A 19,236-nucleotide genomic window follows, 5' to 3' on the forward strand; every position below is an offset into this window, starting at 1 on the left:
TGACACGTACTTAGGATATGAATTTTTTTTTGCTTTGTTTGAAATTTCTGATTTGCTCATGTTGTTGATAACTTCCTCTCACATGATCAGATTTGTAATCTTTGTCTTCTTATCTTTGACTCTTTAATTTCAAAATTTATTATCATGCATACCTGGTTTGAATGTAAGGTGAAGTACATTAAAATTGATGAAACTACCGGAAAAGAGAAGAAAGTGTCTGAGCCCTATTTGGTGGACGCTGTATCTTTTACCGAGGCAGAAAGCAGAATTCACAAGGAGCTGGAGCAGATGATTCGTGGAGAGTTCCATGTTACCAATATTCGCAAGGCTGACTATTCTGATATTTTCCCAAATGATAATGCTGACAGATGGTATAAATGTAAAGTGGCATATATTTCCATTGATGAGAATGCCGGCAAAGAGAAGAAGGTTACATCTCAAATGCTTGTAATGGGGAACGATTTAAAAGAAGCGTATGAAAATCTTATGAATTCGCTGTCGGGCATGACCGTGGATTTTGAGGTTACTGCTATTATCGAGAGCCCTATCATGGATGTGTTTCCATTTTTTAGTGAGAAAGAAAAGGAATAACTCCTGTCAACTTATCTTAAAAACCAATACAATTGACGCCTTAATGCTTTTTTGGGGCATTTGAGTTGGGTCAGGTGTAGAAATAATACATAAATTGAAATCTATTTAATAGCCGGCAGCATCTCAAGAAGCGGAGATAAAATGTTTTGTGTTTGCTTTAAGTGCTTTGGTGGAATGGCCACTTTTAATGCCAGAGGGAGAATTTTTACTTCTGCTTTATTGCCAAGAACAACAGGTTCCCCATCTACATGTCCCAACAGATTGGAGTCATGCTCTATGGTTATTTTTACCGCTTTCACAATGATGTCATATCTGTTTTTGTCAATGCTTCGGTCAAGCATGCTGATGAGCAGAGCCGGGGCTGTTACTTTCGGGAAATCACGAATCAGGCAAACATCGATTAACCCATCGTCTATACGAGCCTGAGGGGCAATATGGAAATTGTTTCCATATTGTGTTGAATTGGCGAAACTTATTAAAAAAGCATCCCACAGTTGCGTTTGGCCATCAATGGTTACTTTGTATTTTGCGCTTTTGTAGTTGGCAAACTCTTTCGTAATTAACTGCATGTAAGCCAGTGGGCCTCTATTCTTCTTTTTTGCAAATTTATGACTGATAAACGCATCAAATCCAATTCCCGCAACATTCAGAGAGAAATAGTCATTAGCCTTTATGACATCAATTTTTCGGAAATTACACTGGTTTAAGGCTTTTAGGGCTCTGTTTATTTTAAATGGAATTTCCAAATGCCTTGCCAGTCCGTTTCCCGAACCGGTGGGGATTATTCCAAGAGCACTTTCTGAATTAATTAGTCCCCGCCCTACTTCGTTAACTGTGCCATCTCCACCTACGGCAACCACCACGTCATAAGAATCTGCTGCTTCAGAACTGATTTCAAAGGCATGGTTTTTATATTCGGTATATGCGATTTCAACGAGCCATTCATCCATGTTCATCTCTTGATGAATGATTCCTTCCATAGACTTTTGACGTCCAATGCCTGATACTGGGTTTATAATAAAAAGAATCTTTTTCTTCATGAGATATCAATTGATTGCGGCTACAAAGATACTAAATTGTAAATGGTAAGTCTATTGTTTTCAGTATTAAACTTTTGTTACGGGACTTTCATTATTTTCCATTTCAGTGGTGTGTATTTGCAGTTCAGCATCAAATATGTGCAATTGTGCAGATGTTAGGCGACCTCATGCTCTATAGTTTATTAATTTGCCACCAGTATTGATCATTGTACGGCGATTGTTAAAGAGTTATAAAACATGAAAACCGAATTGGTTTTATGAGTTTTCTATCATAGTTTTGTATTGTTCAAAAAATCGAATAATGGAAATAAGAGAAAGAATTCTGGATACTGCCGGAAAAATGTTCTTTACTGAAGGAATACGCAGGGTTACGATGGATGCCATTGCCCGTAAAATGGGTATGTCTAAGCGAACTATATACGAAATTTTTAAAGATAAAAACGAGATATTAAGAGCCAGTATAGCAGACTTAATAGACAAGAATGAATTGGAATTGAATGAACTTAAGGAACGTTCGGCTAATAGTATGGAGTTGATTGTTGGCGCATTTGAGTTTGGAATAAAAGCCATTAATGAAGTGAACCCTGTCTATTTTGAGGATTTGGAACTTTATCATCCGGAATTGTGGAATGAAACCATGTACCGTCGAAAACAGGAAAGCTATCGTGACTTTCAGAATTTGGTTAAACAGGGGATTAAAGAGGGATTCTTTCGCGAAAAGTTAAATGTTCCCCTGGTTGCTAAAATTTTTATCGAACAAATGAATGCCATGCATCGAAGAGATGTTTTTCCAGCACATGAATATCCTGCTGCGGAGTTGTTCGAAACCTTGTTTTTAAATTATATAAGAGGTATTTCAACCTATGCTGGAATTGAAAAACTTGAGGAGTTATTATTGTCCAAGTTGAAGTAATGATAAATATGAGTATGAAAAAAATGAGATTTTCGTTTATGAAATGCTTTTGCCGGATTAAATCCGTGAGACGAAGCCTCACGTTGTGGCTTGTTTTAGGACTTATGTTTCCGGCACTGAATTCAGCTGCCGGGAATGACGAAGTGTTGCCTTTAACACTCGATCGTGCCATTGAAATTGCTTTGTCCGAAAACCCGATGATAAAAATCGCGGATAGAGAAATAGAGAGAGTGGACTATTCTTTGCGAACTGCCAAAAATGCATTACTCCCTTCTTTAAATGCCGAAGGAAATTATTCACGTAACTTCAAAAAGCAAGTTATGTATCTTCCTGATGGGATATTTGGACCGGGGTCAGGTGGTGCAATGGAAATGGGATTTGATAACAGTTATACAGCTGGGTTAACGGCGTCGCTTCCATTGTTTTCGTATTCAATATATCAAAACATCCGATTGACTGAACACGATGTGGCTCTTGCCATTGAATCGGCCAGAGCTTCAAGGGTTAACATGGTGTCAGAGGTTAGGAAAGCTTACTTTGGTCTTTTGTTGGCAGCAGATTCTTATCGTGTCATGTCTCAAAGCATGGAAAATGCTGAGAAAAATCTTGAAGATGTCCGAAATTTGTTTAATCAGGGCATGGTTGCGGAGTATGATCTTATTCGCAGTGAAGTTCAGGTACGGAATTTACGTCCATCTTTATTGCAGGCGCGAAATGGAGTACGTATGGCCGAGTTGATGGTACGCGTTCTATTGGGAATTGATGAGGCTGTGGTGATTGTAACGGAAGATGATTTAGAATCATACAATGAAGGAAGTTTATTGCAGACCAACAGTGCGGGTATGGATTTGACCAACAATCCAGATTTGCGTCAACTGAATCTGGAAATTAATCGCATGCATACACAATTTCAGGTTGTGCGTGCTCAGCGCTTTCCTACTCTCGCTGCATTTGGAAATTTTCAATATATGACACAAGCCAACGATTTTAGATTTGGTAACTATCAATGGGCTAATCCTATTATGGCTGGTCTTCAATTACAGATCCCTATTTTTAATGGTTTCTCTGTTCGCAACCAGGAACAACAGGTATCAATTGGCATTGAGCAGATGCAAATGCAGATGGAATACATGGACAGAAATATTCAAATGCAGCTACAGAATGCCTATAATGAGATGGAAACAGCTTATGATCAAATTGAATCAAACCGCGAGGGAGTCCGACAGGCGGAGCGGGGCTATGTCATTGCACAAACTCGTTATCAAACAGGTTCAGGAACTTTCCTTGAGTTGAATGATGCCGAAATGGCACTCACACAGGCTCAACTTAACCTGAATCAGTCATTGTACAATTTCCTTACGGCTGAGTCGGAATATCGAAGAATTATAGGAATGGATAATGTTGCTATTCATTAGGGATTTATCATTAGAAGAATTTGAAATATAATTAATAACTGTTCTGCCTCCAAGAGGCAGAACAGAGCAAACTTCCGAAAATACTATGAGAGAGTCATACTTAACATACAGGGAACAAGGATTTTCCTTGTTGTACAGCCAAAAGGAGAATCAAACCTATCAATTAAACAGTAAACGAATGATAAAGAATGTAAGGCAGTTTTTTATACTGTCATCGGTGGTTATGTCCATGTTTGCGATGATGGCATGCGGAAGCAGTACCGAAACTTCAGAAGATGCCGGTGACGAAAAGGTGTTGGTTAAAACGGAGCGGGTCGCAGTGCAACAAGTTGAGCAGCGCGATCAGTTTACGGGCAATGTGGAACCTTTTGAGAAGGCTTATATCAGTCCTGCAACTCCTTCCCGAGTTTCCAGGATTTACAAAGAAGTGGGTGATGCAGTACGAAAAGGTGAACTGCTTGTACAAATGGATGCATCCAATTATCGCCAGGCAAAGGCTCAACTTGACATACTTGAACGTGAGTTTGCCAGGCTTGATACCTTGTATAAAGTAGGGAGTGTTTCACAACAGCAGCTTGATCAATTAGCCACCGAATTAGAAGTTACCAGAACTGCCTTCGAAAATCTACAGGAAAATACTCAGTTACGTTCACCGATTAATGGCGTTGTGACCGGAAGATTTTTTGAGAACGGAGAAATGTTCAGCGGCTCTCCCGTGGTGGATAATAGAGCAGCCATTTTAACTGTAGAGCAGATTAATCCTGTTAAAGTGACGGTGAATGTGAGTGAGCAACATTTTCCCAGAGTTGATAAGGATTTAAATGTTTCGCTGGCTTTGGATGTTTACCCCGGAAAAACCTTTGATGGCTCTGTGCACTTAAAGTATCCAACCATCGATCCGGTTACCAGAACTTTTACCGTAGAGTTGCAGTTTCCAAACAGAGATCAGGTGATTCGTCCCGGAATGTTTGGCAGAGTAACCTTAGGTTTTGGAGAGTTTGAAAGAGTGGTTGCGCCAGACCTTGCTGTACTTCGACAACAAGGTACAAGTGAACGGTTTGTATTTGTAGTAGAAAACGGAAAAGCTGTAAGAAAAACAGTGAGAGTTGGACGCAGAATAGGTGATACTTACGAAATCATCAGCGGACTTACTGATGGGGAAGAAGTGGTAACCGCCGGACACTCCAGATTGTTGGATGGAACTTCCGTGAGATTTGAATAAGTCTGGTTTATTCTGTCATTATAAAAATATAGAACCATGAGGATATATGAAACGGCTGTTAAAAAGCCGGTTACTACAATATTGATATTCTTTGGGGTAGTGATATTTGGGCTCTATTCATTGCGATATCTGCCCATTGATTTGTACCCCGAAATTGAACCACCCATTGTTACTGTTTTTACTTTTTACCAGGGTGCAAGTGCCATTGATATAGAAACAAACGTATCACGTTTGTTGGAGGATCAATTGAATACGGTTAATAATCTTAAAAAATTAACCTCTACATCCCGGGACAATATTTCCGTCTTGATGATGGAATTTGAATGGGGCTCAAACCTCGATGAAGCCACCAATGATATTCGGGATGTTCTTGGAAGGGCAGAGGCTTTTTTACCTGAAGACTCCGATAAGCCAATTCTTTTTAAGTTCAGCACCAGCATGATTCCAATCATGATGCTGTCGGCAACCGCTGAAGAGAGTTATCCGGCATTGACTAAATTGCTTGACGATGCCATTGTAAATCCTCTTAATCGGGTAGAGGGAATTGGAGCAGTATCACTTTCCGGAGGTCCTAAACGAGAGATCCAGGTGAATGTTGATCCCGGTAAATTGGAAGCCTATAATGTATCGGTTGAACAGCTGGGAAATCTCATAAGGCAGGAGAATTTAAACCTGCCGGGAGGTACTTTGGATATCGGTAGTTTTTCATATCCCATCAGGGTAGAAGGCGAGTATAAAGGAGCCGACGAGATTGCAAATTTGGTTGTAGGGAATTTTGAGGGACGCACCGTAAGGATGCGTGACGTGGCTGTTGTAAAGGATACCATCGCCAAAATGACCATTGATGAACGGAGCAACGGACGACAAGGTGCCAGAATCATCATTCAGCAACAATCGGGAGGTAATGCCGTTGAAATTGCCAAAGAGGTGAATGCCATGTTGCCATCTTTAATGGAGTCGCTTCCTGCCGACGTAAAGCTTGATATGATTTTTGATACTTCTGAATTTATCGAAAACTCCATTAACAGTTTAGCTACTACCATATTGTATGCCGGTATCTTTGTGGTTTTGGTGGTGTTGTTCTTCCTTGGAAGATGGCGAGCAACTTTCATCATCATACTCACCATTCCGGTGTCGCTTATTGTGTCGTTTATTTATCTTTATGTAACAGGCAATACTCTGAATATCATTTCTCTTTCATCCTTATCCATTGCCATTGGGATGGTGGTTGATGATGCCATTGTGGTTTTGGAGAACATCACTTCTCATATTGAGAAAGGCGCCTCACCACGTGAGGCTGCCATTTACGGAACCAATGAAGTGGGATTGGCTGTGGTGGCTACAACCCTCACAGTGGTGGCGGTTTTCTTTCCGCTGACATTGATCCAGGGGTTGAGTGGAATTATGTTTCGTCAATTGGGGATGATTGTGACACTGGTCGTAATTGTTTCAACTTTGGCAGCCTTAACGCTTACGCCCATGTTGGCTTCGCAAATGATGCGTGCACAGCCTCCGAGGAAAACGGGTGTAATAAAGGTGATTTTTGATCAAATTGAGAAGTTTCTCGGTTGGTTGGATGATATTTACGAGAATACATTGAAGTTTGCTGTTCGCCGTCGATGGCTGGTAGTGGTTTCTTCCGTTGGACTGTTTATTGGAAGTTTATTCTTATTACCAATTGTAGGTGTTGAGTTTTTCCCACCGGCCGATAATGCCCGAATGGAAGTGTCAGTTGAGTTGCCCATGGGCGTTGGGCTGGAAAAAACCAAGGTCGTTGCCAGACAGATAGAAAAAACTTTTCTTGAAAAGTATCCTGAAGTGGAGGTGATTTCAACCAGTGCAGGGGTGGCCGATGACGGAAATATTTTTGCTGCTTTTAGTGATAACGGCTCACACATCATCAATTTTACCATGCGAATGTCCCCCAGTACTGAGCGCGACAGGGATATTTATGAAATAGGTGATTTGATGCGCGCCGATCTCTCATCCATACCCGAAATTGATAATTTTAGAGTCGATCCTGGAGGAGGTGGTGGTGGACTGGGTAGTGGAGCCAGCACCGTTGAAGTTATTATTTCAGGTTTTGACCTCGATGTTACGGGTGATTTGGCTGACCAGATGGCCGAAGCCATGAACAATATGGACGGTCTGAGGGATGTTGAAATCAGTCGGGACCGTTCAAGTGTGGAGTATCAGCTGGTTCTTGACAGGGAAAAAATGGCGTTGCATGGTCTGAATACTTCACAGGTGGCCAATGCACTGCGCAACCGCATCCAGGGATTAACTGCTGCTCAGTTTCGCGAAGATGGTGAAGAGTACGACATTGTGGTGCGTTACGATGAACAATTCCGCACTTCTCTGGCTCATGTCGAAAACATCATGATCCCGAACAGTCAGGGAGTCTTTATCCGATTAAGCGAAGTTGGTGGTTTGCAGGAATTTTTCTCTCCTCCATCCATCGAAAGAGAAAACAGGCAGCGTATCATTCGGGTTACGGCATCCATTTTCAATGCTTCACTTACCGACGTTGTAAGGGATATTCGTGCCGAATTCGCGAAAATGGATGTGCCGGCCGGAATAGGAATGGATATTGGAGGAACTGTTGAGGAGCAACAGGAAGCTTTTGCAGATATTTTTCTATTACTTGGCCTGGTTATCATTCTTGTTTACATTGTCATGGCATCTCAGTTTGAGTCCTTGCGATCACCATTTATTATCATGCTAACGTTGCCGTTTGCATTCACCGGTGTGTTTTTGGCTCTGTTTGTTACCGGGCACACTCTTAATCTGATCTCTCTTATTGGTTCGGTGATGTTGGTGGGAATTGTTGTGAAAAATGGTATTGTTTTGGTAGATTATACCAATCTGATGCGCGATAGAGGGTTGCAGTTAAAAGAGGCTGTTGTAACCGCCGGGAAATCCCGTCTCCGTCCGGTACTTATGACAACATTAACAACTGCTTTGGCCATGATTCCTCTTGCCATGGGTATTGGTGAAGGTTCAGAAATCTGGCAACCAATGGGGGTTAGTATCATTGGTGGATTGATGTTCTCTACACTTATAACTTTGATATTAATTCCTGTGGTTTACACTCTGTTTGGAGCCAATCGTATGAAGCGTGAGCAAAAGCGTTTGGAACTGATGGAGTTGGAACTTCAATAGAAATGAGAAGGTTATAACACCCGATGACCTATGGTCATCGGGTTATTCAATCATTAGAAGATAATAGTCAGATTAAAATAGATTGTCAAATGAAGGCAGTGTTTATAGCATATAATCAGGCTTTAACCGAAAAGGTAGAGTTTATTCTTGACCGAATGAAGATTCGGGGTTATACCCGTTGGAACCAAGTCCAAGGGAGAGGGAGCGAAGATGGCGAACCCCACATGGGAACACATACCTGGCCGGCTCTTAATGATACAATTTTAACCATCGTTCCTGATGAAAAAGTAAAGGAGCTTATGGACACTTTGCGAAAGTTGGATTCTAAAACACAAATGCAAGGAATCCGAGCCTATGTTTGGAATGTTGAAGATTCTCTTTAGATAGAGAATATTCATAGTTATTGTTTTGTTGTTGAGTGCAGTGATGTTTAATTTTAACCACATAAGGCACATAAGATTGAAACCACCATGTGCACAAAGAAGGACACAGATGTCACTAAGAACGCTTCGTGTACGTTGTGTAAATCTTTGTGAGCATTGTGGTTAGAAAACTACCAACCATAAACTCAAAACATTTCAACATTCCTTATCAACTCAAAACCATAAACTCTAACTCCTTTTAACCCTCCAACCGTGCCACCTTTCACCCTTCCAAACCATTACCTTTAAAAATATCACTTATTAACAATCAACACTGGAATGTTTCTGTCATGTGCGATCATTCTTTCCGCCACGCTACCAATTAAAAGGTCGCTGTCGTCTGCTTTGCCTTTATTTCCTAAAATGATTAAATCAATGCTTTGGAATATGGCTTGATCGTAAATGGCTTTGGATATGTGCTGATCGCCTGCATTTACAATCAGGCAACTCTCTGAAATACCAGTTTTTTGTTTCAGTTTCTCAAACTTTTTTTCGACCTCTTTTTCAAGCATCTTTTCCAGTTCTTCCTTGTTTTTTACAAAAGGATAGTACTGCAGGCTCATTTTTAATGCGTGAACCGGAACCAACTCTGCATTTATCAGATTAGCACTTGTTTTGGCTAGTTTCAGCACTTTTTGGGTGTAATTCGAAAAGTCAATGGGAACCATGATTTTATGAATATCACCTCTGGCCATTTCAGTTACAAACAATGTGTTGTTGCTCAGTAGCCTAACCATTTTTCCTGAAAAAATACCGGAACCATGTGAACCCGATTTCTTGCCAATTATAACCAGATCAAACGACTGTTCATCCATCCACTCAAGAAACGATTCCATTTCACCTCCTCCATGAACATGTATTTTTATTTTTTCCTGACAATGTGGGAGGCAGTCGTTTTTGTACTCTTCAATCTCTTCGGCAATCATGTTTTCTATGGGTTGGTCAAGATCGGGATACATTTCCAGAATTTCTTTGGGAAATTCTGTTACCTCCACAAAATGTACCAGGTGAATGGAATTGAAATGATGGCTTTCGTCCAGCCGTTTTGCATAGTTCAGTATAATGTTGTCCATTTCGGACATGTCGATTAATATGGCGATGTTTGCATTCTTCATTTTTCTGATGTTTTTGGTTTTCCATTAATGGAGAGCAATTCATTAAGCATACGCGTAATGAATTCCGGGAACAGATGCTTCAAACTATTTTTTTGTCTCTTTTTTAATTAATCGTTTGGCAATCATTCCGGCTATTTTCTTCTCATACGATTTTTTGTCTTCACTTTTGGATAAGTAGATGGTTCTTGCCATTTCCGATTTCAAGCCTTTGTTTAAACTATAAATCATAACCAACAAAATAATGAGAAATGGGAGTCCGGTAGTAACTGCCGCTGTTTGCAGTGCCGTTAATCCTCCGCCTACTAAAAGTACTGCGGCTACGGCTCCTTCGGTGTTGGCCCAAAAAATGCGCTGGCCCACAGGTGCATCAAGTTTTCCGCCTGCCGTGATGGAATCAATTACCAATGAGCCGGAGTCCGATGAGGTGACAAAAAAGCTCATAACCAAAAGAATTCCAATAACTGAGGCAATGTTCGCCAATGGAAAATTCTCAAAAAAAACGAACAGTGCCGTTGACTCGTCTGCAATTATCCGTTCTCCCAAACCGGGAACAACACCTTTCAGGTCGAGCCATATGGCCGAGCCTCCAAAGGCAGTAAGCCATAAAAAGGTAATTAAGGATGGAACCAGAAGCACGCCAAAAATAAATTCCCGTATGGTTCTTCCTTTGGAGACTCTGGCAATAAACATGCCCACAAAAGGCGACCAGGAAATCCACCATGCCCAGTAAAACACTGTCCAGCTACCCTGCCATCCGCGGTCGCGGTAGGCCTCTGTCCAGGTGGAAACCATCAGTATTTCGTTCAGGTAATTTCCAATGTTTTGAATAAACGACTTAAATATGAACAGCGTTGGTCCTACAATCAGTACGATGAGAAGAAGGATGGCTGCAATTCGCAAGTTCCATTCACTCAGAAACCGAACTCCCTTTTTTATGCCGGTTACAACTGAAATGGTTGCGATTAACGTAATGCCTATAATAAGCAATACCTGCATGGTTACAGTATTTGGCGTGCCAAATACGTGATGCAATCCGCCGCTTATCTGTTTTACGCCTAATCCTAAGGATGTTGCCAATCCGAAAAGCGTTGCAAGCACAGCAAAAACGTCGATGATATTTCCAACAGGTCCGTTCACTCGTTTGCCAAGCAAAGGAAGAAATACGGAGCGTATGGTAAGGGGTTGTTTGCGGTTAAAAGCGAAAAAAGCCAGTGAAAGTCCCACCAGAGCATATATTCCCCATGCATGAAATCCCCAGTGCAGGAAGGTCAGATTCATAGCCTTTTCAGCCGATTCCAGTGTGCCACCTTCACCAAACGGCGGATTCATGTAGTGAAAAACTGGTTCGGCAACGCCCCAAAACAGGATTCCAATACCCATCCCGGCGCTGAATAACATAGCAAACCATGCAGGTGTTGAAAACTCTTTTTCGGCATCATCTCCGCCCAGACGTATGTTCCCATATTTACCAAACCCTATGTATAAGCTGAATATGAAAAAAAAGTTGACTGCGATGATGAATAACCAGCCAAAATTTCCGGAAATGGCATTTTGAGTATTTGAAAATATCTCTGCCATGGGTTCTCCCACAATCAACGTTATGGCTATAAACAATACAATCAGGATGGTTGCCGGCCAAAAAACAGGTCCGTGAATATCAAAGTATCTGTTTTTCATCTGTAGTTTCTTTTGAAATAAACAATTGCATTATCGAAATCTACAAAATTTCATTCAATATTGCTATCAATCTGCATTTCTTTTGCAAAGAGATTAGGCAGTGTTTTCACAACCATAAAGCGAAAACTGTAAGATGGATTTTTTATAGAGGGGATGATCAAATTTAGAGACATTGAAACATGACACGTTTTTTCATAAAAAAAAGGACAGATTCGAAAATCTGTCCTTTCCCCTTAAATCAGCCTTTGTTAACCAAATCCAAATCTATGAAAAAAAATCTACTACAAATATATGCTCTAATTCGGTGAAAATCTTTGAAATGAGGTTAATTAAACTTAATAATCACACAAAAAAGAAAGGATGACATCTTTCGATGATCATCCTTTCATAAAAACCGACTAACTAAATTCAGGTTTTTATTAAATCCCCGTACAAATATCGTCATAGATAGGTAGTTAATTTTAATATTGGTGGTTAAATATTGTTAATTGTCATTGGGTATGCCTCCCATTGCATTTGCATTATTTTGAGGAAGATTCATAAATACAGGATGTTATAGATGTGTTGCGAAAAAGTTAAATTTTAAATTGGGCAAAAAACCAATATTGAAATTTTGTGAAAAAATTAAATTTAAAGTATCATTGCAAAACACATCTAACAAATATTTATATTATGGAAAAGAAGAGCAACAATGTTCTGGTGGGCATGTCCGTTTTTGGAGCCATATTTTTTATTTTTGGTTTTGCCACCACGTTTATTATTCAGCTGAGTGCGCCGGTTATGGCGGTTTTTAATCTTACTGAGTTTCAAGCTCAGTTATTAACCTCCTCCTTCTTTATTGCTTATCCAATCATGTCAATTCCAACAGGAATATTGATTAACCGTATTGGATACAAATGGACAGTGAGCATGGGGTTGATTTTAATGGCAATTGGTAGTTTGGTATTCATACCTGCTGCAAAAATACCATCCTATCCCTTGTTTTTGATGGCTACTTTTATTTTGGCAACCGGAGTTGTATTTCTTCAGGTTTCTGCCAATCCTTATGTAACAGCAATTGGCCCTGAAAGCGGTGCATCCAGTCGTCTGAATCTGACACAGGCATTAAATTCAATTGCTACAATGGTTGCTCCATGGCTTATTGCCGTTGTGATTTTCCGTGGATTGGAACTTCCTGCTCAGCCAACTGAAGCACAGGAACTTGCCTATGGACTTGAAGTTGCAACACGTATTCCTTTCCCATTTATTGTAATGGCACTTATTGTTGCATTTGTTGCAGTTGTTCTGTTTATGATTAAACTTCCTGTGATTGCTGTGGATAAAAAGGATACAGCTCCTGCAAGTGTATATCGTTATCCTCACGTTTTAATGGGTGCTTTTGGAATTTTCTGTTATGTAGGCGCTGAAGTTGGTAACGCCGGTTTAATGGTTAACTATCTTCGTGGAGGTACCCTTGGCCTTTCGGCAGAAATGGCATCAACCTATGCCGCAATTTATTGGGGTGGAGCAATGGTTGGTCGTTTCTTCGGGTCAATAATGTTCTCTGATATTGCAGAAAAATCGAAAAAATTTATGTTGGCCGGACTTGTTCTAATTCTGGCATTTGTATCCGGTGCTTTTGTAACAGAGTGGAACTGGCAAATTGGTGGAATCTTTACCGGTGTGGCGCTTGTTAATTTTATCATTATGCAGTTTGGTTTTGGAAAACCAGCACGTACATTGGCAATTTTCGCACTTATGGCCGGAATTCTAGGTTTGGTTACAACCTTTACAACGGGACATGTGGCGTTATGGACTGTGGTTTCTATTGGCTTATTCAATTCAATCATGTTCCCCAACATTTTCTCACTGGCCGTAAAAGATCTTAAAGGTGGTGAGCTGGGATCAGCATCCGGTATCATCAATGCGCTTATTATTGGTGGTGCTATTATACCTCCTCTTATGGGGTCAATTGCCGATAACTATGGATATACATATGCCTATATTGTTCCTGCATTATGTTATCTTTATATCTTCTTCTTTGCTGTTAAAGGAAGCAAGATTCGTCCTGCTTCGATGTCATAATACTTTTTTTAAATTAAACCCATCACCGATATTTCGGTGATGGGTTTTTTAATTGTTGAATCTGTTCCGACAGATTCTTATCTTTATTGATAATTTTTAAAAATTAATCACATAAATACCTCTGTAATCATGAAGAAATTCTCAGTAGGAATAGATATTGGCGGTACCAATACCGCTATTGGAATTGTAGATGAAGATGGAAATGTTCTGGTAAAAGGTGGGATTGACACTCCTTCTCATGGCGATATTGACAAGTATGTTAAAGAGATGGCAGCTACTGTTAAGGAGATGACTAAATCTGTTAAGCTAACAAATCCGGATTCAGAGATTCTCGGAATTGGAATTGGAGCACCAAACGGTAACTACTATAGCGGAACCATAGAATATGCGCCGAACCTTTCTTTTATAGGTGTTGTACATTTGATAGACCTTTTAAAAGCGCAATTCCCGGAATACAAGTATCTGGCGCTTACCAATGATGCCAATGCCGCTGCATTAGGCGAGATGATTTATGGCGGTGCAAAGGATATGAAAAATTTTGTGATGTACACGCTGGGAACCGGAGTTGGAAGCGGCATCATTGTTAATGGTGATTTGGTTTACGGACATGATGGATTTGCCGGCGAGTGTGGACATACCACCCTTATTCCAGGAGGCAGATTGTGTGGCTGCGGTGCTTTAGGACACCTGGAGGCATATTGCTCAGCTCCGGGTATGAAAAGAACAGCTTTTGAACTGATGGCGAAATATAATGCTGCTGACAGTTTGCTGGCTGACAAATCTTTTAAGGAACTTGATTCTAAAATGATATACGATGCTGCCGAGAAGGGAGATAAGGTAGCGCAGGAAGTTTTTGAACTAACCGGAAAATACCTGGGACAGGGACTTGCCGACACTGTTCACCATTTGGCTCCGGAAGCCATTTTCCTTTTTGGAGGGCCTACTGCTGCAGGCGATTACATTTTTAAGCCAACCATTGCAAGTATGGAACAGCACCTTCTGCCAATCTTTAAGAATAAGATTAAGATTTTGCCTTCGAAACTCAAAGCTGGAGATGCTGCCATTGTTGGAGCCAGTGCTCTTGTTTGGAAAGAGATGGAAAAGGAAGCATAGTCCAATAGCATTAATAAATACCAAAAGGAGAAACCATTACCGGTTTCTCCTTTTTTTGCCGAAATTCAGGAGTTTTGCTTTATGTTTGAAATGAATAATACACTTTTTGATTTTTATTTATTACTTTTAAGCATCAAAAAATATTAAAATTATGTCTGAGAACTATTTCAAGAAATATCCTTCCAAGGATGGATTTTATAAAGAGTACGGTGGCGCATTTATTCCTCCTGTTTTAGAGGAGGAGATGAAAAAAATCAATGATGCTTATTACGCCATCAGCAAATCACACAATTTTATTTCAGAGTTGCGGAGCATCCGGAAACATTATCAGGGTCGGCCGACGCCTGTCTATTTTTGTAACCGGCTTTCGGAAAAATATGGTGGCCGCATCTATCTTAAGCGCGAAGATCTGAATCATACAGGAGCGCATAAGTTGAATCACTGCATGGGAGAGGCGCTTTTAGCTAAATATTTGGGCAAAAAGAAGCTGATAGCTGAAACCGGAGCAGGACAGCATGGAGTGGCATTGGCCACTGCCGCTGCCTATTTTGGTCTTGAATGCGAAATTCACATGGGAGAAGTTGATATTGCAAAGGAGCACCCAAACGTAATGCGCATGAAGGTACTTGGAGCAACCGTTGTTCCTGTGTCTCATGGGTTAAAAACCCTGAAGGAAGCTGTTGATTCTGCGTTTCAATCTTACCTGAAAGACCCGATTACCACCATCTATTGCATTGGCTCCGTGGTTGGCCCACATCCGTTCCCTATGATGGTGAGAGATTTTCAGCGCATTGTGGGAATCGAAGCCCGTGAGCAATTCTTTGACATGACCGGTGAACTGCCCGACAGTATTGTGGCGTGTGTGGGTGGTGGAAGTAATGCGATGGGGCTTTTTTCCGGATTTATGGATGATGAGGAGTGCAAACTTTATGGAATTGAACCCGGAGGACGTTCCATGGACAATGGAGAACATGCTGCAACCATGACTTTGGGTAAACCCGGTGTGATTCACGGGTTTAAGTGTTACATGTTGCAGGATGAAAAAGGTGAACCGGCTCCTGTATACTCGGTAGCCAGCGGACTTGATTATCCGGGCGTTGGACCTGAACACAGCATGTTGAAGGATATGAAAAAAGTGACTTACGATGTAATTGATGATAAAGCAGCCATTGATGCATTTTTTGAATTGAGTCGTTTGGAAGGAATCATTCCTGCTCTGGAAAGTGCCCATGCCGTTGCTTATGCCATTAAACTTGCTCAAAAAGAACCACAAACTTCCATTCTTGTGAATCTCAGCGGACGAGGTGATAAGGATATGGACTTTGTGGTTGAAAAATATGGAGAAGATTATTTTTAGTCAGAAAAGTATTGACTAATAATACAATTCCGGCTGCATCATTTCATGATGCAGCCGGAACATTTAACAACACACCCACAATATGTTCTTCATTTTATCCAAACTACTGGGATTTCTTCTGTCGCCTCTCAATCTGGTTCTTCTCTGTCTACTGGCTTCATATTTCTTTCTAAAGCAGAGGAAACGGCTTTGGTTTATTGCGCTGTTTTTGGGCTTGTTTTTCAGTAATCCTTTGATATTTAGAGCTGTGATTGTGATGTGGGAAGATGCGCCCGATCCATTACCGGTTAATGATTCGTCTATCAGGCAGGTAGTGGTTCTTGGCGGGATGAGTTCATGGTATGAGGAGTCGGAAAGAATCAGGTTTTGGCAAAGCAGCGACCGGTTGATGCAAACACTTTTATTGGCTCATCATAACCCTGTTGAACGCATCATCATTTCTGGGGGATCAGCTGCTGTTTTGTACAAGGAGAGGGGAGAGGGAGCTTTTCTTTCTGAATTTATGGAGAACCTGAGCCTTGCTGATGTTGAAATAGTCGTGGATTCACTGTCCAGAAATACTTATGAAAACGCTTTGTACACGGCACAGATTTTTAACGAATTTGGTTGGGAAAAAGAGATCGTTCTGGTAACATCGGCCTGGCATATGAAAAGGGCAAGGGCTGTGTTTGAAAAGCAGGGATTTAATGTGATACCGTTAGGTGCCGATCCGCTTTATCCAAATAGTCCAATAACCCCGGCTAATGTAATTTTGCCATCGGCGGGGATTTTTAATTCATGGGAGTTGATTCTTAAAGAGTGGGTTGGTATTGCAGTTTATCGGCTAAGAGGATATCTTTAACGATTCTTAGTGGTTTAAAATCCCAACATCAAAAACAGACAATAACATTACTCAAATATGAATTGAACATGATAAAAAAGAATTTTCTGATTGCCATGGGCATCATCAGCATCGTTTTTTTTGTAACCGGTTTTGGTGTCGGAATCAGTGGTATGCTCATTCCATTTTTGCAAAATGCATTTCAACTCAGCAATGCGCAATCGTATTTGGTAACAGCAGCCATATTTTCGGCCTTTGTTGTTTTTGGTGCGCCTTCGGGGATAATTCTTAAAAAAATTGGATACCGTCCGGGGTTGGCAGTGGCATTTCTGTTAATGGCATTGGGAATGTTTCTGTTTATCCCCTCTGCACGAATGTTAAGTTTCCCTATGTTCTTGCTGGCCTTGTTCATTGGCGGTATGGGAAATACACTGCTACAAACGGCCATTAATCCATACATCACCATTATTGGGCCACAGGAGAGCGCAGCCATGCGAATTTGCCTGATGGGAATTTTCAACAAAACAGCATGGTGGGTATCCTCTCTCTTTTTAGGAATGTTTCTTGATTTAGGCAATGCCAATCTGGCCGATGTAGTTCAGCCCTTTTACTTGATTACCATAATTCTGTTGGTTCTGGCTGTTTTCATATTTTTCGCTCCCCTTCCTGAGGTGAAAGCTGAAGGTGAGGATGAAGAGGAAGGGACTGATGGTTCATCTTATGCAGCAGGAAAAACCTCTATCTTTCAGTTTCCGCACCTTCTTTTAGGCGTATTGGCTTTATTTCTTTATGTTGGAGTAGAAACACTACCCATGGCATCGATCGTAAGTTATGCGCGAATGGTTTTTGGTCACGATGTCGCTGTGGAGAGTTTCTCGGTGTATGTGACTCTTGGTTTGGTGCTTGGATATATTTTTGGAGTTATTGCCATTCCTCGATTTATCTCGCAGACGAAAGCATTGACGGTATTCTCTCTCATCGGAATTGTTGCATCACTTTGTCTCATCATGCTTCCGGGCGAATATGGAGTTTACGCACTTGCCTTGGCTAGTTTTGCGAACTCTCTCATGTGGCCAGCTATATGGCCCTTGGCCATAGCCGACTTAGGAAGATTTACAAAAACAGGATCCTCGCTGCTTGTTATGGGCATTGTTGGAGGAGCTGTTATTCCTCTCATTTTTGGTGTACTGGTGGATGCATTCACTGTGGGTGATGCAGCAACTGTGGTGGATTACCAGAGGGCATACTGGATATTTATTCCGGCGTATATTTATATTCTTTACTACGCCATGAAGGGGCACAGCATCCGGCGTTAATTCAGGTCGGCAGATGTTATGATGACTTCCGTTGATGCTCCCTGCCAGTTTTCAACCAATCTGCGGATTTCAAGATCAGAGGTGGCCTGACGCACCATCGATCGCAGATCGATGGTGGCTGTTAGTCGTTCTGGACGATCCCTGATGGTTCTTAATTCAGGAAAAGCAATCAACCCTTGTTGATTGCTCACAGCACGGTTTCTTGACAAATAGCTCCCGGTGTAATCAAAACGCACTGGGACATCGGCAATGGGTTGATCATCTTCATTCACTATGATGAAATGCCTGTTGTTTTGTTCGGTTGCTGATTCGATCTCGGTTTTAATATTAAGACTTCTGGAAATTCTATGAAGTCTGGATAAAGATTCAGTTCCAATGTCAACGGAGGTGTCATCGGTGATGGCAATGGTTGTGCCGGTGTGCAGATAATCCTTTACCAATTCAAGGCACTCTGTATAAAGGGAAAATGCCCTGGCATAGTTGAAGGTATGTTCATAAATGACAGCTTGCTCGAATCTGGTTCTGGCGCTGATTAAGGCTTCGTTTCTTCTCCTGTTTTGATGGTAGCTGTATTCTGAAACCGACAACCGGTAGTATTTATGAATATAACCAGCACTTTCCCATCTGTCAACAAATTCATATCCTTCCAGGTGCTCGTTGGTAACGGTTTCGATGCGACTTTGGAGAAATTCTCTGGCTCCAAACCGGTCTTCGGCCTGATAAACAGTGGTAGTGGAGGTCAATTGAGTTCTGATTTGTGCAGCCAGGTCGTCCAGAGCAGCCTGACGGGCTCTGTCCCGGTATAGTTGAGGTGAGCCTGCTTTTGGCACGGATCCAATTCCATGATAATATTGTCTGTCGATTGGCCGGCTTCGCAGCCATTCGGGCTGCGAAGCAAATTCTGCTTCGGCTTTTCTGGCTGATCCACAACTGTTTAATAATGCCAAAAGCATTATTGCTATCAATATATATGGAAACTTGGTACTCATCTGCATCATAAAACTCAACT

At 41.2% G+C, this 19,236-nt stretch carries 15 protein-coding genes; 11 read left to right on the forward strand and 4 right to left on the reverse strand.

Features of this window, described 5'->3' with window-relative positions:
- Window positions 1-144: 144 nt before the first annotated feature.
- Window positions 145-591: a DUF4494 domain-containing protein gene (locus EV194_RS05150; protein WP_243699334.1), complete on the forward strand. Its 447-nt coding sequence runs from the start codon at window positions 145-147 to the stop codon at window positions 589-591.
- 101 nt (window positions 592-692) lie between these two features.
- Here the strand turns inward: EV194_RS05150 and EV194_RS05155 are convergent, their stop codons facing one another.
- Window positions 693-1,631, reverse strand: a complete 939-nt coding sequence (locus EV194_RS05155; protein ID WP_132432749.1) for a diacylglycerol/lipid kinase family protein — start codon at window positions 1,629-1,631, stop codon at window positions 693-695.
- 301 nt (window positions 1,632-1,932) lie between these two features.
- Between EV194_RS05155 and EV194_RS05160 the strand changes: the two genes are divergently transcribed.
- The 5 genes from EV194_RS05160 to EV194_RS05180 all read left to right on the forward strand — a co-directional run bounded on the left by EV194_RS05160 (window position 1,933) and on the right by EV194_RS05180 (window position 8,726).
- Complete coding sequence (locus EV194_RS05160; protein WP_132432751.1) at window positions 1,933-2,544, forward strand: TetR/AcrR family transcriptional regulator; 612 nt, start codon at window positions 1,933-1,935, stop codon at window positions 2,542-2,544.
- A gap of 65 nt (window positions 2,545-2,609) precedes the next feature.
- Window positions 2,610-3,959, forward strand: coding sequence for a TolC family protein (locus EV194_RS05165; protein WP_243699335.1), 1,350 nt, complete (start codon window positions 2,610-2,612; stop codon window positions 3,957-3,959).
- A gap of 178 nt (window positions 3,960-4,137) precedes the next feature.
- On the forward strand, window positions 4,138-5,181 hold the full coding sequence (locus tag EV194_RS05170; RefSeq protein ID WP_132432753.1) for an efflux RND transporter periplasmic adaptor subunit: 1,044 nt from the start codon (window positions 4,138-4,140) through the stop codon (window positions 5,179-5,181).
- A 36-nt stretch (window positions 5,182-5,217) separates the two neighbouring features.
- Window positions 5,218-8,343: an efflux RND transporter permease subunit gene (locus EV194_RS05175; protein ID WP_132432755.1), complete on the forward strand. Its 3,126-nt coding sequence runs from the start codon at window positions 5,218-5,220 to the stop codon at window positions 8,341-8,343.
- An 89-nt stretch (window positions 8,344-8,432) separates the two neighbouring features.
- A complete protein-coding gene (locus tag EV194_RS05180; RefSeq protein ID WP_132432757.1) occupies window positions 8,433-8,726 on the forward strand; it encodes a PG0541 family transporter-associated protein in 294 nt (97 codons plus the stop codon).
- Window positions 8,727-9,019: 293 nt separating this feature from the next.
- Here EV194_RS05180 and EV194_RS05185 read toward each other — a convergent pair whose 3' ends face one another.
- Entirely contained in the window at window positions 9,020-9,880 is an 861-nt protein-coding gene (locus EV194_RS05185) for a universal stress protein (RefSeq protein ID WP_132432759.1), read from the reverse strand.
- A gap of 84 nt (window positions 9,881-9,964) precedes the next feature.
- Complete coding sequence (locus EV194_RS05190; RefSeq protein ID WP_132432761.1) at window positions 9,965-11,557, reverse strand: BCCT family transporter; 1,593 nt, start codon at window positions 11,555-11,557, stop codon at window positions 9,965-9,967.
- A 672-nt stretch (window positions 11,558-12,229) separates the two neighbouring features.
- On the opposite strand from EV194_RS05190, the gene EV194_RS05195 reads away from it, so the two are divergent.
- The 5 genes from EV194_RS05195 to gluP all read left to right on the forward strand — a co-directional run bounded on the left by EV194_RS05195 (window position 12,230) and on the right by gluP (window position 18,227).
- Window positions 12,230-13,621, forward strand: coding sequence for a sugar MFS transporter (locus EV194_RS05195; protein ID WP_132432763.1), 1,392 nt, complete (start codon window positions 12,230-12,232; stop codon window positions 13,619-13,621).
- A gap of 129 nt (window positions 13,622-13,750) precedes the next feature.
- Window positions 13,751-14,734 carry an ROK family protein gene (locus EV194_RS05200; protein ID WP_132432765.1) on the forward strand — a complete coding sequence of 328 codons (984 nt, stop codon included), beginning with the start codon at window positions 13,751-13,753 and terminating at the stop codon, window positions 14,732-14,734.
- A 151-nt stretch (window positions 14,735-14,885) separates the two neighbouring features.
- Window positions 14,886-16,091, forward strand: coding sequence for a tryptophan synthase subunit beta (gene trpB, locus EV194_RS05205; RefSeq protein WP_132432767.1), 1,206 nt, complete (start codon window positions 14,886-14,888; stop codon window positions 16,089-16,091).
- Window positions 16,092-16,173: 82 nt separating this feature from the next.
- A complete protein-coding gene (locus EV194_RS05210) occupies window positions 16,174-16,932 on the forward strand; it encodes a YdcF family protein (protein ID WP_132432769.1) in 759 nt (252 codons plus the stop codon).
- 68 nt (window positions 16,933-17,000) lie between these two features.
- The gene (gluP, locus tag EV194_RS05215) at window positions 17,001-18,227 is read left to right on the forward strand and encodes a glucose/galactose MFS transporter (RefSeq protein ID WP_132432771.1); all 1,227 of its coding nucleotides are present in this window, start codon (window positions 17,001-17,003) and stop codon (window positions 18,225-18,227) included.
- On the opposite strand, the gene EV194_RS05220 is transcribed toward gluP, so the two are convergent.
- A complete protein-coding gene (locus EV194_RS05220; protein WP_132432773.1) occupies window positions 18,224-19,225 on the reverse strand; it encodes an LPP20 family lipoprotein in 1,002 nt (333 codons plus the stop codon). The genes gluP and EV194_RS05220 overlap by 4 nt on opposite strands.
- Between the last annotated feature and the right edge of the window lie 11 nt (window positions 19,226-19,236).

It is taken from the genome of Natronoflexus pectinivorans (assembly GCF_004345615.1).
In the GTDB taxonomy this organism is placed as follows: Bacteria; Bacteroidota; Bacteroidia; order Bacteroidales; family Marinilabiliaceae; genus Natronoflexus; species Natronoflexus pectinivorans.

What these genes read in the sequence shown, in the direction of transcription:
- gluP (WP_132432771.1), top strand. Translation starts at nt 17,001, where the DNA reads ATGATAAAAAAGAATTTTCTGATTGCCATGGGCATCATCAGCATCGTT.
- EV194_RS05160 (WP_132432751.1), top strand. Translation starts at nt 1,933, where the DNA reads ATGGAAATAAGAGAAAGAATTCTGGATACTGCCGGAAAAATGTTCTTT.
- EV194_RS05200 (WP_132432765.1), top strand. Translation starts at nt 13,751, where the DNA reads ATGAAGAAATTCTCAGTAGGAATAGATATTGGCGGTACCAATACCGCT.
- EV194_RS05155 (WP_132432749.1), bottom strand. Translation starts at nt 1,631, where the DNA reads ATGAAGAAAAAGATTCTTTTTATTATAAACCCAGTATCAGGCATTGGA.
- EV194_RS05190 (WP_132432761.1), bottom strand. Translation starts at nt 11,557, where the DNA reads ATGAAAAACAGATACTTTGATATTCACGGACCTGTTTTTTGGCCGGCA.
- EV194_RS05195 (WP_132432763.1), top strand. Translation starts at nt 12,230, where the DNA reads ATGGAAAAGAAGAGCAACAATGTTCTGGTGGGCATGTCCGTTTTTGGA.
- EV194_RS05175 (WP_132432755.1), top strand. Translation starts at nt 5,218, where the DNA reads ATGAGGATATATGAAACGGCTGTTAAAAAGCCGGTTACTACAATATTG.
- EV194_RS05150 (WP_243699334.1), top strand. Translation starts at nt 145, where the DNA reads ATGCATACCTGGTTTGAATGTAAGGTGAAGTACATTAAAATTGATGAA.
- trpB (WP_132432767.1), top strand. Translation starts at nt 14,886, where the DNA reads ATGTCTGAGAACTATTTCAAGAAATATCCTTCCAAGGATGGATTTTAT.
- EV194_RS05210 (WP_132432769.1), top strand. Translation starts at nt 16,174, where the DNA reads ATGTTCTTCATTTTATCCAAACTACTGGGATTTCTTCTGTCGCCTCTC.
- EV194_RS05185 (WP_132432759.1), bottom strand. Translation starts at nt 9,880, where the DNA reads ATGAAGAATGCAAACATCGCCATATTAATCGACATGTCCGAAATGGAC.
- EV194_RS05220 (WP_132432773.1), bottom strand. Translation starts at nt 19,225, where the DNA reads ATGATGCAGATGAGTACCAAGTTTCCATATATATTGATAGCAATAATG.
- EV194_RS05170 (WP_132432753.1), top strand. Translation starts at nt 4,138, where the DNA reads ATGATAAAGAATGTAAGGCAGTTTTTTATACTGTCATCGGTGGTTATG.
- EV194_RS05180 (WP_132432757.1), top strand. Translation starts at nt 8,433, where the DNA reads ATGAAGGCAGTGTTTATAGCATATAATCAGGCTTTAACCGAAAAGGTA.